This is a genomic window from Streptomyces sp. NPDC048650, assembly GCF_043199095.1.
Taxonomy (GTDB): Bacteria; Actinomycetota; Actinomycetes; order Streptomycetales; family Streptomycetaceae; genus Streptomyces.
The window spans coordinates 273,201-287,311 of the sequence record NZ_JBICVM010000008.1; the positions used below are offsets into that span (position 1 = coordinate 273,201).

Annotated in this window: 10 protein-coding genes; 2 read left to right on the plus strand and 8 right to left on the minus strand. The window is 71.8% G+C overall.

Features of this window, described 5'->3' with window-relative positions:
• Nucleotides 1–16: 16 nt before the first annotated feature.
• Complete coding sequence (locus tag ACGFML_RS24035) at nucleotides 17–565, plus strand: ATP-binding protein (RefSeq protein ID WP_393546832.1); 549 nt, start codon at nucleotides 17–19, stop codon at nucleotides 563–565.
• Between the two features lie 4 nt (nucleotides 566–569).
• Here ACGFML_RS24035 and ACGFML_RS24040 read toward each other — a convergent pair whose 3' ends face one another.
• The 4 genes from ACGFML_RS24040 to ACGFML_RS24055 all read right to left on the minus strand — a co-directional run bounded on the left by ACGFML_RS24040 (nucleotide 570) and on the right by ACGFML_RS24055 (nucleotide 6,683).
• Nucleotides 570–2,108: an amino acid permease gene (locus tag ACGFML_RS24040; protein ID WP_393546834.1), complete on the minus strand. Its 1,539-nt coding sequence runs from the start codon at nucleotides 2,106–2,108 to the stop codon at nucleotides 570–572.
• A 196-nt stretch (nucleotides 2,109–2,304) separates the two neighbouring features.
• A complete protein-coding gene (argF, locus tag ACGFML_RS24045; protein WP_393546835.1) occupies nucleotides 2,305–3,309 on the minus strand; it encodes an ornithine carbamoyltransferase in 1,005 nt (334 codons plus the stop codon).
• A 267-nt stretch (nucleotides 3,310–3,576) separates the two neighbouring features.
• Nucleotides 3,577–4,812: an arginine deiminase gene (locus ACGFML_RS24050; RefSeq protein WP_393546837.1), complete on the minus strand. Its 1,236-nt coding sequence runs from the start codon at nucleotides 4,810–4,812 to the stop codon at nucleotides 3,577–3,579.
• A gap of 359 nt (nucleotides 4,813–5,171) precedes the next feature.
• Nucleotides 5,172–6,683 (minus strand): MFS transporter, encoded by a 1,512-nt coding sequence (locus ACGFML_RS24055; protein WP_393546839.1) that lies wholly within the window; start codon nucleotides 6,681–6,683, stop codon nucleotides 5,172–5,174.
• Nucleotides 6,684–6,778: 95 nt separating this feature from the next.
• On the opposite strand from ACGFML_RS24055, the gene ACGFML_RS24060 reads away from it, so the two are divergent.
• Entirely contained in the window at nucleotides 6,779–7,750 is a 972-nt protein-coding gene (locus ACGFML_RS24060) for a GlxA family transcriptional regulator (RefSeq protein WP_393546841.1), read from the plus strand.
• Between the two features lie 96 nt (nucleotides 7,751–7,846).
• Here ACGFML_RS24060 and ACGFML_RS24065 read toward each other — a convergent pair whose 3' ends face one another.
• The 4 genes from ACGFML_RS24065 to ACGFML_RS24080 form a co-directional block, all read right to left on the minus strand.
• Nucleotides 7,847–10,573, minus strand: a complete 2,727-nt coding sequence (locus ACGFML_RS24065) for a polynucleotide kinase-phosphatase (protein WP_393546843.1) — start codon at nucleotides 10,571–10,573, stop codon at nucleotides 7,847–7,849.
• Nucleotides 10,570–12,258 carry a 3' terminal RNA ribose 2'-O-methyltransferase Hen1 gene (locus ACGFML_RS24070; RefSeq protein ID WP_393546845.1) on the minus strand — a complete coding sequence of 563 codons (1,689 nt, stop codon included), beginning with the start codon at nucleotides 12,256–12,258 and terminating at the stop codon, nucleotides 10,570–10,572. The genes ACGFML_RS24065 and ACGFML_RS24070 overlap by 4 nt, the downstream gene beginning before the upstream one ends.
• Nucleotides 12,259–12,341: 83 nt before the next feature.
• A complete protein-coding gene (locus tag ACGFML_RS24075; protein ID WP_393546847.1) occupies nucleotides 12,342–13,265 on the minus strand; it encodes an LLM class F420-dependent oxidoreductase in 924 nt (307 codons plus the stop codon).
• Nucleotides 13,266–13,637: 372 nt separating this feature from the next.
• Nucleotides 13,638–14,093, minus strand: a complete 456-nt coding sequence (locus tag ACGFML_RS24080) for a DUF6099 family protein (RefSeq protein WP_393546848.1) — start codon at nucleotides 14,091–14,093, stop codon at nucleotides 13,638–13,640.
• Between the last annotated feature and the right edge of the window lie 18 nt (nucleotides 14,094–14,111).

The window sequence follows — 14,111 nt, forward strand, 5'->3', positions numbered from 1 at the left end:
GCGAAGGAGCAGCGCCATGCCGGAGACACGCACCGCACCGGAGACGGCGGACATCCCGCCCCAGCCGGCACCGCCTTCCTGGCGGATCGTGCTGCCGCACGCTGCGGGCGCCGTCCCCATGGCCCGCGCGCTGGTCCGTACGGCCCTGCTCGATCTGCGGCCCGCCACCGTGGGTGACGCCGCCGCCCTGCTGACCGCCGAGCTGCTGGCCACCGAGCTGGTCACCGACGCCGTCGAGCACAGCCGGGGTGAGATCCCCGTTCAGCTGGTGGTGGAGCAGGATCCGGCCGGCTGCCGGGTGGAGGTGCACGACGGCGGTCCGGCACCGACGGACGGGCTCGGGGGGATGTCGGCCGCCGCCGGCCGTCGTCTCCCGGCACCGCGTCCCGGTCCGTACGCCGAGGAGCCCGGAGAGGGCACGGCCGGAGAGGGCACGGGCGGAGAGGGCACGGGCGGAGAGGGCACGGGCGGTCGCGGAGCGGCGCTGATCCGCGCTCTCGGTGCGACTTCCGGCTGTCGGCCGACGCCGCACGGCAGAGCCGTCTGGTTCATCCTTCCCGGGTAGCCGTTCATCCTTCCCGGGTGGCCATCGCCCCGGCGGCGTCCGGAGCCGCATCGACCGCGGCGCCGGTGTCGGCCGCGGGCGGCCCCGCCTGCGCCAGCCGCGACCGGCGCCGCCCGTAGCAGGCGTAGACCACCGCGCCGACGACCAGGAATCCGGCGAACTGCAGCCAGGTCGCGGGCCCGGTGCCGTAGATCAGGTAGAGGCAGAAGCCGATGCCGAGCAGCGGGCTGGCCGGGAAGAGCGGCACCCGGAAGCGACGCTGCAGGTCAGGGCGGGTACGGCGGAGCACCATCACACAGACGTTGACCACGGCCATGATCGCCAGGGTGCCGATGGTGGTCAGGTTCATCACGACGTCGAGCGGCACGACGGCCGCCGGGACCGCGAAGACCACGGCGACGATCCAGGTGTTGGCGACCGGCGTGGACGTCCGGGGCGAGATCCGCTCGAAGATCCGCGGGATCAGGCCGTCCCGCGACATCGACATCAGGATGCGGGTCTGGCCGTACATCACCGCGAGGACGACGGACGCGATGGCGACGACCGCGCCGAAGGCGATCACGCCGCCGCCGAGGGCCGAGTGCGTGACGTGGTTGACGATCAGGGAGAGCGCGGCGGGCTGATCGGCGACCTGGTCGGCGGAGAGTGCGCCGATGGCGCCGACCGCGACCAGGCAGTAGAGGACGGTGACCACGCCGATGCAGATCAGGATGGCGACCGGGATGTTGCGCCGCGGATTCTTGACCTCTTCGCCCGCGGTGGTGATCGCGTCGAAGCCGATGTACGAGAAGAACGCCACGGAGGCGCCGGAGGTGATGCCGGCGACGCTCTCCGGGGCGAACGGCGAGAGGTTGCCGGCCCGGAAGGCGCTGAACCCGATCGCGCAGAACAGCACCAGGATCGCGAGCTTGAGCACGGCCATCGCCGCGGTCGCACGGGCGCTCTCGCGGATGCCCCGGACCAGGAGCAGCGTGGCGAGCAGCAGCACCACGACGGCCGGGACGTTGACGATGCCGCCGTCGCCGGGCGGGCTGGAGAGCGCGGCGGGCAGCTCCCAGCCGGTCAGGCTGCCGAGCAGTTCGTTGAGGTACTGGCCCCAGCCGACGGCGACCGCCGAGACCGAGATGCCGTACTCGAGGAGCAGGCACCAGCCGACGAGGAAGGCGGTGCGCTCGCCGAGGGTGGCGTAGGCGTACGAGTACGAGCTGCCGGACACCGGTATCGCGCCGCCCAGCTCGGCGAAGGAGAAGGCGGTGAAGACGCAGGTGACGGCGGCGAGCACGAAGGAGACGATGACGGCCGGTCCCGCCTCGGCGACCGTGTCGGAGAGCCCGACGAAGATGCCGGTGCCGACGATCGCGCCGATACCGAAGCACACGAGCTGGAAGAGTCCCATGCTGCGCTTGAGGCCGTTGCCGTCGAGATCCGCGCCGGATTCGGCGATGAGCAGGTCCGGGGACTTGATGCGCAGTCCGGCGGGGCCCGCGAGGGGTGCGGCGCGCGGCGCCTGCTGGGGGCGGTGGCGGAGGACGGGCGGGCGCATGGGGTGGTTCTCTTCTCTGGTGGTGCGGTGCGCGCGGCGCGGGTGGGGCGCGCGAGCGGGGTCCGGACCGGTGGGTCCGAACCCCGTGAGCGGCTCGATGGTAGCCGTTATGCCTGCATGATCGCCCGCTGAGGCGTATGCCTATGCAAGGTATGCGCTGTGATGTTTCCTACGCTTCGTCCCGTACGGCGTGCCGTTACCGCCCCAGCGTCGCCACCAGCACGGCCTTGATGGTGTGCATGCGGTTCTCCGCCTCGTCGAAGACGACCGAGTGCGCGGACTCGAAGACCTCGTCGGTGACCTCCAACGACTCCAGCCCGTGTCGCTCGTGGATCTCCCGGCCGACCGCGGTGCCCAGGTCGTGGTAGGCGGGCAGGCAGTGCAGGAACTTCACCCCGGGCTTCCCGGTGGCCCGCAGGACGTCCATGGTGACGGCGTACGGGGCGAGCAGCGCGATCCGCTCGTCCCACACCTCCTTGGGCTCCCCCATGGAGACCCAGACGTCGGTGGCGACGAAGTCCGCGTCGCGCACGCCTTCGGCGACGTCCTCGGTGAGCGTGATGCGGGCGCCACTGCCGGCGGCCAGCTCACGGGCCCGGGAGACGACCGCCTCCTCGGGCCACAGCTGCCGGGGCGCCACGATGCGTACGTCCATACCGAGCAGCGCGCCGGTGACCAGGTAGGAGTTGCCCATGTTGTTGCGGGCGTCGCCGAGGTAGGCGAAGGCGGTCTCCTCCAGCGGGCGGCCCCCGCCGTGCTCGACCATGGTCAGCACGTCGGCGAGCATCTGGGTCGGGTGCCAGTCGTCGGTGAGCCCGTTGAAGACGGGCACACCGGCGTGCGCGGCGAGTTCCTCGACGTCCGCGTGCCGGCTGCCGCGGAACTCGATACCGTCGAACATCCGACCGAGGACGCGTGCGGTGTCCCTGACCGACTCCTTGTGGCCGATCTGCGAGCCGGAGGGGTCGAGGTAGGTCGTGGAGGCCCCCTGGTCGGCCGCCGCAACCTCGAAGGAGCAGCGGGTCCGGGTCGAGGTCTTCTCGAAGATCAGGGCGATATTGCGACCCCGGAGGCGCGCGATCTCGGTCCCGGCGCGCTTGGCGGCCTTCAGTTCGGCCGCGAGGTCGATCAGTCGGCGGAATTCCTCGGCGCTGAAGTCCAGCTCCTTGAGGAAGTGGCGGCCCGCGAGGTCTATCGCCATGGTGGACTCCTGGTTCGCGGCAATCGGGGACGGACGGACGTACTCAGATACTGGAACTATATACGAATGTCCGTATCTATATTCGTCCAGCGTGGCTCGCCGCGCCCTTCGCCGGGCACCGCCGCGCACCGTGGGGATCACGACCGGTTCGGCCTCCGGTCCCGCCTGTCAGGTGCCGCGCCCGGCACCTGACAAACCCGGCTCCGGACGGACCCGGCCGCGGACGGCCCGGCGGGAGCCCGGCGGGAGCCCGTCCGGAACCGCCGCTCAGCCCAGGCCCGGTACGGCGTCCCGCGTCACCGGACAGCTCATGCAGCGCGGCCCGCCCCGGCCCCTGCCCAGCTCGCTCCCGGGGATGGTGACCACCTCGATGCCCCGCTTGCGCAGGAACGTGTTGGTGGTGACGTTCCGCTCGTACGCGACGACCACGCCCGGCTCCACCGCCAGTACGTTGCATCCGTCGTCCCACTGCTCGCGCTCCGCCGAGTGGACATCCTGCGTCGGCGTCAGCACCCGGATGTCGTCCAGTCCCAACGCGGCCGCTATAGCGCGGTGCATGTGCTCCGGCGGATGGTCGGTGACCTTGAGGTCCTGCTCCCCCGATCCGGCCTCGATGGTGTAGGAGCGGAGCATGCCCAGGCCCGCGTACTGCGTGAAGGTGTCGCCGTCGACCATCGTCATGACGGTGTCGAGATGCATGAAGGCCCGCCGCTTGGGCATGTCCAGCGCCACGATGGTGCGCGCGGACCCCGCCGCGAACAGCCCGCGCGCCAGCAGCTCCACGGCCTGCGGGGTGGTCCGCTCGCTCATTCCGATCAGCACCGCCCCACGGCCCAGCACCAGGACGTCGCCGCCCTCGATGGTGGAGGGGTAGTCGGCCTGCCCCTCGGACCAGACATGGAAGTCGGCGCCGCGGAAGAGCGGGTGGTGGTGGTAGATCGCCTCGTAGTGCACCGTCTCGCGTTGCCGGGCGGGCCAGCGCATGGAGTTGATCGAGACGCCGTCGTAGATCCAGGCCGAGGTGTCGCGGGTGAAGAGGTGGTTGGGGAGCGGGCCGAGCAGGAAGTCGTCCATCTCCATGACGTGGAAGCGGACCGAGGTCGGCTCGGGATGACGTTCGAGGAACTCGCGCTTGGTCATGCCGCCGATCAGCGCCTCCGTGAGCTCGGCCACCGGCAGCTCGTCGAAGGCCGCCCGGAGGTGGTCGGTGGCCAGCGGCCCGTACTCCTTCTCGTCGAAGACCCGGTCCAGGACCAGCGTCCGCGCCTCGGGGATCCGCAGGCTGTCGGCCAGCAGATCCCCGAAGAGGTGCACGTCCACTCCCCGGTCCCGGAGCACATCCGCGAACGCGTCGTGCTCGGCCCGCGCCTGCCGCACCCACAGCACGTCATCGAAGAGCAACGCGTCCTTGTTGGAGGGCGTCAGCCGCTTCAGCTCCAGATCGGGGCGATGCAGAATGACGCGGCGCAGCCGCCCGGCCTCGGAGTCGACATGGAATCCCATCTCCCCATCTTGGCCGCTGCGGGGCGCGTACGAACCTCGTCGGAGCATGTCGGCCGATGTTGTGGGGTACGGCGGGCGGGGTGGCGGAATATCGGAGTGGTGAGTGGTGAGTGGTGGGCTGACGGAGCGATGGGGTGGCGGAGTGGTGACTGGTGAAGTGATGGAGTGACGCGCTGGTTCAGGGGTGGGCCGGCTCGCACCGGTCGTACGCCGGGCTTCCCCGACCTCCCTCAGGAGCGCTCTCCTGGTTCCCCGTTCCCCGAGCGTCGCTCTCCGGGATCTCTCCGGGATCTCTCCGGGATCTCTCCGGGATCTCTCCGGGACCCGTCACCGATCCCCGGAACAGCTCCTGGGCAGGCTCAGGAGTGGGGGCCCCGCGAGCCACCCGCCGCCACCGCCGCCTCCCCTGCGTTCCGCCGCCGGGTGCCCCCACCGTCGCCTTGGCCCCGGCCGATCCGCAGTGCGGCCGCCACCGCCACCGCCGACATCACCGCCGCGATGAGCCAGGTGGCGCGCAACGCCCCTGCCCCCGGCGCCTGTTGGCCGCCCATGACGGCGATCAGCACGGCCACGCCCAGCGCCGTACCTCCCTGTCGCGAGACCATCAGCACTCCCGAACCGAGCGACAGTCGGTGCGCGGGCAGCAACCCCGTGGCGGCGAACATCACCGGCTGGTACAGCCCGGTGCCGCAGCCCGCGAGTATCAGCCCCGGCAGAAAGTGCGCCGCGTACCGGGTGCCGCCGGCACCGCCGTCCGCGGCGACGGCCCACCACAGGTCGGCGGCCACGAAGCAGAGCGCGCCGGCCACCCCCGCGCTCCGCTCCCCGATGGCGCCCACGATCCGGCCGGAGAGGGCGGACACCACCAGCACGGTCAGCGGCCAGGGGGCCACCGCCAGCCCGGCCGTACGGACCGGGTAGTGCCAGACGTCGGTGAACAGCAGGGTCGCGCCGAGCATCATGGCGGAGTACGCCACGAAGTAGCAGAGCAGCCCGAGGGTGGCCGCGGTGAAGCCGGGGGTACGGAAGAGGGCCGGGTGGACGACCGGTTCGGCGACGCGGTGCACATGGCGGACGCACAGCGCGCCCGCCAGCCCGCCGACGGCGAGGGCGCCGAGCGTGGCAGGGGCGCCGTAACCCCACTCCGGGGCCTGGACGCACGCGGTCACCAACGCGCCGATGCACACCAGGACCAGCCCGGTCCCGGGCAGGTCGAGCGCCTGCCGTGCGCCACGTGGTGACCGGGGCAGCAGCCGGACGCCCGCGGTCACCGCCACCAGCACCACCGGGACGTTGATCAGAAAGATCAGCCGCCAGTCGGAGGCGGCGAGCAGACCGCCGATCACCGGGCCCGAGCTGGCCGCCACCGCGCTGACCGCGGTCCAGGCGCCGACCGCGGTGGCGCGCTCGTGCGGCGCGAAGGCGGGGAGGGCGAGGGAGAGGGAGGTGGGGATCAGTACGGCGGCGGCCACGCCCTGCACCACCCGGGCAACGATCAGCAGGGTCAGGGTGGGTGCCGCACCGCAGGCCGCCGACGCCACGCCGAACAGCACCATGCCGATCAGGAAGCTGCGCCGCCGCCCCGCCTCGTCGGCGACCCGGCCGGCCGGTACGAGCAGCGCGGCGAGCACCACCGTGTAGGCGTTGAGCACCCAGGACAGCGCGGAGGCGGACGCGGGCGCGAAGTCCCGGCCGATCTCCGGGAAGGCGATGGTGACGGCGATCAGGTCGAGTACGGCGAGGAACTGCGCGGCCGACGCGATAGCGAGCACCAGCCAGCGGCGGGGGTCGGGCGCGTCGAGTGGGGAGTGCCGGTCCTGGGCGCCCGCGCGCACACCCGTCCCCTGGCGCCCCGTAGAAGGAGTGGTCATACCCATACAGCTTCGGCCCCGGGCGCCGCCCCTACGAGTGGCAGCCCTGACAACACCCGCTACATTCCTGCCACTTCGGCTGCCATACTCGCCCCATGCCCACCCTCGCGGTCGCCGCCACCGACGGAATGCCGTTCTTCGAACTCGCCATCCCCTGCCACGTCTTCGGCACGGACCGGATGGAGACGCCCCCTGACTGGTACGACCTGCGGGTGTGCGCGATCGGCGCGAACGGCGCGGCACCCCGGATGCAGTCCTGGTTCACCGCCACGACCCCGTACGGCGTCGAGGAGTTGGTCGCCGCCGATACGGTCCTCGTACCGGCCTCGGCCGATGTGCACGGCGATCCGCCGCCCGAGCTCGTGGCAGCGCTGCGCGAAGCCCACCGGCGTGGTGCGCGCCTGGTCTCCCTCTGCTCGGGCGCCTTCACGCTCGCCGCGACCGGGCTGCTCGACGGCCGGACGGCCGCCACCCACTGGATGTACGCGTCCCTGCTCGCCACGCGCTATCCGGCCGTCACCGTGGATCCGGCGGTGCTCTACGTCGACCACGGCGACGTGCTCACCGGCGCCGGCGCCACGGCCTCGATCGACGTCTGTCTGCACCTGGTACGCAAGGACTTCGGCACCGAGGTCGCCAACTCCCGGGCCCGCCAGATGGTCGCCCCCGCGCACCGCCCCGGCGGTCAGGCGCAGTACATCGAGACGCCGCTGCCCGAACGGCGTGACGACTCCCTCGCCCCGCTGCTGCACTGGGCCGCCGAGCGGCTGTGCCGGCCGCTGACTGTCGCCGACCTGGCCCGGCATGCGAACACCAGCACCCGGACCCTGGTCCGCCGCTTCCACGCCGCCACGGGCACCACGCCCATGCAGTGGCTGCAGACCCAACGCATCTCCCGGGCACGGGAGCTGCTCGAAGGAACGGATCTCGCGGTGGGCCGGGTGGCGGAGATCAGCGGCCTGGGTACGGCCGCCAACCTCCGCCGGCACTTCACCCGCGCCATGGGAGTCCCGCCGGTCGACTACCGGCGGTCCTACCGGGCAGCGCGGGTGACCCGGGCGGCATGAGCCGGCCGGGCAGCTCGGCGGCATGAGCCGGACGAGCCGCCTGCCCCGGGGCATGATCCGGCCCCCGGGGCATGGCCCCGCCCCGGGGCGTGACCGCTACAGCCGCGGATCCACCGGCTCGGACTCCAGCGCGAGCACCGCGAAGACCGCCTCATGGACGCGCCACAGCGGTTCCCCCTCGGCCATCCGGTCGAGCGCCTCCAGGCCGAGCGCGTACTCGCGCAGGGCGAGGGAACGCTTGTGGCCCAGGTGGCGGACCCGCAGGCGCCGCAGATTCTCCGGACGGGTGTACTCCGGGCCGTAGATGATCCGCAGGTACTCCCGTCCGCGGCACTTGATGCCCGGCTGGACGAGGCGGCCGTCCGCGCCGCGTATCAGTGCCTTCAGCGGCTTGACCACCATGCCCTCGCCGCCGTCCGCGGTGAGCTCCAGCCACCAGGCGATTCCGGCCGCGACCGACGTCTCGTCCCCGGTGTCCACGACGAGCCGGCGGGTCGGGGCGAGCAGCGTCGTACCGTCGGCTTCCGCGCCCTCGGCCTCCGCCTCGATCAGCCGGTCGATCATGGCGAGCTGATCGGAGTGCGCCAGACCGGCCAGACTGCGGCCCTGGGCGGCGAGGATCTGGAACGGGGCGAGCCGGACGCCTGCCAGCTCATCCGCCCCGGTGGGCCCCATCGCGCCGACCCGCCAGCAGTAGCGCCGGTAGGCATCGGTGAACGCGGCGGCGTCAGAGGCCCGCTCGCGCTGGCGCCCGAGGAGCTCCGCCACGTCGACGCCCCGCTCGGCCGCCGCCTCCAGCGCCCCGAGCGCACCCGGGAACACCGCGCCGGACGCCGCCCCGACAGCCGCGTACTGCTTGCGCAGCAGCCCGGTCGCCTTCAGGGACCACGGCATCAGCTCGGCGTCCAGCAGCAGCCAGTCCGTCTCCAGCTCCGCCCACAGCCCGGCTCGCTCCGCGGCCTCGCGGACGCGTCGCAGAAGGCGCTCGGCCGTCTCCCGGTCATCGAAGAACGGCCGTCCCGTACGGGTGTAGAGCGCGCCCGAGACACCCTGTGGCGCCCCGAAGCGCGCGCGGGCCGCGGCCTCGTCTCGGCAGACCAGGACCACCGCGCGCGAGCCCATGTGCTTCTCCTCGCACACCACTTCCCGCACGCCGTCCGCGTGGTAGGCGGCGAACGCCTCGGCGGGGTGCTCCAGGAAGCCCTCCCCGGCGGTTTCGCCGCCGCTCTCGGCCTTGGAGGTCGCGCAGGGGGCCATCGTCGGCGGGAGGTACGGCAGCAGCCGCGGGTCGATCGCGAAGCGGCTCATCACCTCCAGCGCGGCGGCGGCGTTCTCCTCCCTGACCGCGAGCCGGCCCATGTAGCGCGTCTCCACGACCCGCCGTCCCGCCACATCGCCCAGGCCCAGCGGCCGGCCGTCCGCACCGCCGGGCGCTTCGGAGACCAACGGCTTGACGGGCTCGTACCAGACCTGCTCCGCCGGTACGTCCACCATTTCGCGCTCCGGCCAGCGCAGCGCGGTCATGGCGCCGCCGAAGACGCAGCCGGTGTCGAGGCAGAGGGTGTTGTTGAGCCAGGCGGCACGCGGGGTGGGCGTGTGGCCGTAGACGACGGCCGCGCGGCCCCGGTAGTCCTCGGCCCACGGGTAGCGCACCGGCAGGCCGAACTCATCGGTCTCGCCGGTCGTGTCGCCGTACAGCGCGAAGGACCGCACCCGGCCCGAGGTCCGGCCGTGGTACTTCTCCGGCAGCCCGGCGTGGCAGACCACCAGCCCACCGCCGTCGAGGACGTAGTGGCTGACCAGGCCGTGGATGAAGTCCGCGACCTCGGTGCGGAAGGTGTCGTCCTCCTTCTCCAGCTGTGCGACGGTCTCGGCGAGGCCGTGGGAGTGCTTGACGTTGCGGCCCTTGAGGTAACGGCCGAGCTTGTTCTCGTGGTTCCCCGGCACGCACAGGGCGTGGCCGGCACCGACCATGCCCATCACCAGGCGCAACACCCCGGGACTGTCGGGTCCGCGGTCGACGAGGTCTCCGACGAAGACCGCCGTCCGACCCGCCGGGTGCACGGCGTCGACGGCCCGGCCCAGTGCGTCGCGCTCCAGGGCGTACCCCAGGCGGCCGAGGAGGCTCTCCAGCTCGGAGCGGCAGCCGTGGATGTCACCGATGATGTCGAACGGCCCGGTGAGATGGCGCAGGTCGTTGAACCGCCGTTCGGTGACGATCTCGGCGGCCTCGACCTCCTCCTGGCCCCGCAGGATGTGTACCTTGCGGAACCCCTCGCGCTCCAGATGGCGCAGGGAGCGGCGGAGTTCGCGCTGGTGACGCTGGATGACGCGGCGGGGCAGCCCGGCCCGGTCGGCGCGCGCCGCGTTGCGTGCGGCGCAGACCTGCTCGGGTACGTCGAGCACGATCGCCACCGGCAGTACGTCGTGCTCACGGGCCAGGCGCACCAGCTGGGTGCGGGCCTCCGACTGGACGTTGGTGGCGTCGACGACGGTCAGCCGTCCGGCCGCCAGGCGCTTGCCCGCGATGAAGTGCAGGAGGTCGAAGGCGTCGCCGCTGGCGCTCTGGTCGTTCTCGTCGTCGCTGACCAGGCCGCGGCAGAAGTCGGAGGAGAGGACCTCGGTCGGCTTGAAGTGCCGGGCGGCGAAGGTGGACTTGCCGGAGCCGGTGGCGCCGATCAGCACCACGAGCGCCAGGTCGGGCACGCCGAGGGTGCGCGTCGCCCGGCCGGGCGACGGCTGTGGCCCGCGGGCCCGCTCCTGCTCGTCCCCGTGCCGGTGTTCGTTGTCGTCCCCGTGCTGAGTGCGGTCGGTGTCCGTCATGCCGCGACCTCCTTTCCCGTCGTCGCCGCGCTGCTGCCGACGGCGCCGTCGGCGCCGTCGCTCGTGCCGTATCCCCTCGCGGGGTCCCTGTCCCTGTCCCCGTCCCGGTCCCGGTCCGTGTCCTGGCCCTGGCCCTGGCTCTTGTTGTTGTTCTTGTTGTTGTTCTTGTTGTTGTTCTTTTTGTTGTTCTTGTTGTGGCTTCGGTTCCGGTCCTGGGTCTTGAACTCGCTCCGGCCCTCGCCGTCGTCATCGGTCATACGGAAGTGCGCGAGCTGAGTGGGTGGCCCGACCTCGGCGTCGTCCGGACCCACGGGCTCGAACGTGACCGCATAGCCGTGCCGCGCGCCGACCTCCTGCGCCCACTGCCGGAACTCCCGCCGCGTCCATTCGAAGCGGTGGTCGGCATGCCGTACCTGACCGGCCGGCAACGTCTCCCAGCGCACGTTGTACTCGACGTTCGGCGTGGTCACCACGACCGTTTGCGGCCTGGCCGCCCCGAACACCGCGTACTCCAGCGCCGGCAGTCGCTCCGGGTCCACGTGCTCGATGACCTCGCTCAGCACCGCCGCGTCGTATCCCTTGAGCCTGTCGTCGGTGTACGCCAGCGACCCCTGCAGGAGCCGTACCCGCTCCGACTGCCGCTCGGGCATCCGGTCCAGCCTCAGCCGGCGCCGCGCCTCGTGCAGCGCCCGCATGGACACGTCCACGCCGACGATCTCGGTGAACTGCCGCTCCTTGAGCAGCGCACCGACCAACTGCCCCTGCCCGCAGCCCAGGTCGAGCACGCGTGTGGCGTTGACGGCCCGCAGCTCCGCCAGGATCGCCTCCCGCCGCTGTACGGCGAGCGGTACCGGCTTCTGCTCGGTGTCCACCTCCTCGTCCACCGCGTTGTCGATCTCCTCGCCGTCCGCGTCGTCCGCCTCGGCGAGCCGTTCCAGCGCCAGCCGCTCGATGGCCTGACGTGTCAGCGCCCGGCGCCGCGCGAGGTAGCGGTCGGCGATCAGCCGCTGCTCGGGATGGTCCTCCAGCCAGCCCTCGCCTGCCTTCAGCAGCTTGTCGACCTCGTCGGGCGAGACCCAGTAGTGCTTGGCGTCGTCCAGGACGGGCAGCAGCACATACAGATGCCGCAACGCCTCGGCGAGCCGACTCTCCCCCTCCAACACCAGACGTACGTAGCGCGAGTCGCCCCATTCGGGGAACGTCGCGTCCAGCGGCAACGGCTCCGCCGTCACCGTCCAGCCCAGCGGCTCGAAGAGTCTGCGCACCAGGTCCGCGCCGCCCCGGGCCGGCAGTACCGGCACCTCGATCCGCAACGGCATCGCCCGGCCGGGCAGCTCGGGCCGTGCCGCGCACTCCCCCTTCATCGCGCTGGTGAAGACGCTGCGCAGCGCCACGGCCAGCAGCGACGACGCCGCGTACGGACGGTCGTTGACGTACTGTCCGAGCGCCGAATCGGGAGCCCCGCCACGGCCCTTCCCCTGCCCCCGGCGGACCAGGGCGATGGGGTCGACCTCCAGCAGCAGCGCCGCCGTGCACCGTTGCGCATCGGCCTCCGGGTAGAGGACGTGCGCGACTCCATACGACGTCGAGAACCGCTGGGCTCTGTCGGGATGCTTGTGCAGCAGAAAGCCGAGGTCGGTCGCGGGACGGTCGGCACTGCCGGTGATGGTTATCGTCAGGAACACACGCCCGAGTATCGCCGTGCACGATCCGATCCCCCACCCGTTTTCCGCCGGCGCCCGTCTCGCCACCGGGCACGTGTCCGGCGTCAGGTCAGCTGTGACTGCACCTGCGCGGAGATCAACTCCAGGTGGTCCAGGTCGTCGAGGTCCAGCATCTGCAGATAGACCCGGGACGCACCGACTGCGGCGTACCGGCCGATCTTGTCGACGACCTCGGCGGGCGTGCCCGCGAGGCCGTTGGCCTTCAGTTCATCCACCTCCCGTCCGATGGCCGCGGCCCGCCGCGCCACCTCGGCGTCGTCCTTGCCGACGCAGGCCACAAGGGCGTTGGAGTACACCAGGTCGTCACCCTTCCGCCCGGTGGCCTCGGCGGCCGCCCGCACCCGTGCGAACTGGCGCTCCGTGTCGTCGAGCGAGGCGAAGGGAATGTTGAACTCGTCGGCGTACTGCGCCGCCAGGAGCGGTGTACGCGTCGTGCCGTGCCCTCCGACCAGCACCGGCACCTTGTGCTGGGCGGGCTTGGGCAGGGCCGGCGAGTTCTTCAGCTGGTAGTGCTTGCCGTCGTAGGAGAACTCCTTTCCTTCCTCGGTGGCCCACAGGCCGGTGACGATCGCCAACTGCTCTTCCAGCCGGGCGAACTTCGCTTGGGGGAACGGAATGCCATAGGCCTTGTGCTCCTCCTCGAACCACCCGGCCCCCAGACCGAGCTCGACGCGACCGCCGGACATCTGGTCCACCTGCGCCACCTGGATGGCCAGCACACCGGGCAGGCGGAAGGTGCCGGCCGTCATGAGGGTGCCGAGGCGGATGCGCTGGGTCTCGCGAGCCAGACCGGCCAGTGTGATCCAGGCGTCCGTCGGGCCGGGCAGCCCGTCGGCGTTGCCCATCCGCAGATAGTGGTCGGACCGGAAGAAGGCGTCGAAGCCGAGAGCTTCGGTGGCCTTGGCGACCGTGAGAAGAGTGTCGTAGGAAGCGCCCTGCTGGGGCTCCGTGAAGATTCGTAGATCCATACCTCCATCCTGCACGTTCGGCGGCAGGCCAACCGTCCGGTCGTTTTGATCACTGGGTCGGTCATCCCCCGGCCGGAGTGGGCCGGCCATCTGCGGTGACGATGACGGTGCCCTGCGAGGACCCGAGGACCCGAGGACGCGAGGGCCGTGACTGCGGTGGCGCGAGGGGCGGGAAGCGGCCGCCCGCGGGATGCGGCCACCTCCGGGCCGCGGTGGCACCGGCGGAGGTGGGCGCTGCCGCCTCGGGGCGCGGGAGCGATGGGCGGCGGGGCGATGGCCGCCGAGGCGGTGGGGCAGACGTGAGGCAGCGGTCGGTGCGCCGCCACCGTAAGGCGCCCCGCACCGGCGTGATCTCGATGGACTCGCCCCGGGTCAGGCGAGGTTCCGCTCACGCGCCTCCAGCTTCTCGAGTATTCCGGACACGTGATCCCGCGATTCGTCGGCCGTGTCCATGGCCTCGACGCAGGTCCAGTACATCCCCTCCTCGTCTGCTGAGCACACCACACTCACCAGCGCCTCGCACACCTCTTGCAGCAGCAGACACAGGCTGGTCAACGCGGCCTTGACATCACGCACTTCGGACAGCTGGGCCGCCCGCAGCCCGCCGGTGGCCGGCGCCGGGCACAGCAGTCCCCCGCTGAACCGCCCGCCCGCGTCACCCAGCCCCCGGGCTCTGGAACGCACCTCGTACGGCCCCACTATCGCGAGATGGCCGCCTATCGCTTCCGCCAACGCCTGCGCCTGCCACGCCTCGACAACCACGTCCTGAACCGTGCTCGCCTGCGACAGGCCGCGCCGACTGGCCGCGATGATCCGCACCGCGTCCATCCGCGTCCCCTCCTTTCA

Coding starts and splice junctions, on each gene's coding strand:
- ACGFML_RS24055 (WP_393546839.1), bottom strand. CDS start 6,683: ATGACCACTCCTTCTACGGGGCGCCAGGGGACGGGTGTGCGCGCGGGC.
- ACGFML_RS24065 (WP_393546843.1), bottom strand. CDS start 10,573: ATGACGGACACCGACCGCACTCAGCACGGGGACGACAACGAACACCGG.
- ACGFML_RS24035 (WP_393546832.1), top strand. CDS start 17: ATGCCGGAGACACGCACCGCACCGGAGACGGCGGACATCCCGCCCCAG.
- argF (WP_393546835.1), bottom strand. CDS start 3,309: ATGGCGATAGACCTCGCGGGCCGCCACTTCCTCAAGGAGCTGGACTTC.
- ACGFML_RS24080 (WP_393546848.1), bottom strand. CDS start 14,093: ATGGACGCGGTGCGGATCATCGCGGCCAGTCGGCGCGGCCTGTCGCAG.
- ACGFML_RS24075 (WP_393546847.1), bottom strand. CDS start 13,265: ATGGATCTACGAATCTTCACGGAGCCCCAGCAGGGCGCTTCCTACGAC.
- ACGFML_RS24050 (WP_393546837.1), bottom strand. CDS start 4,812: ATGGGATTCCATGTCGACTCCGAGGCCGGGCGGCTGCGCCGCGTCATT.
- ACGFML_RS24040 (WP_393546834.1), bottom strand. CDS start 2,108: ATGCGCCCGCCCGTCCTCCGCCACCGCCCCCAGCAGGCGCCGCGCGCC.
- ACGFML_RS24060 (WP_393546841.1), top strand. CDS start 6,779: ATGCCCACCCTCGCGGTCGCCGCCACCGACGGAATGCCGTTCTTCGAA.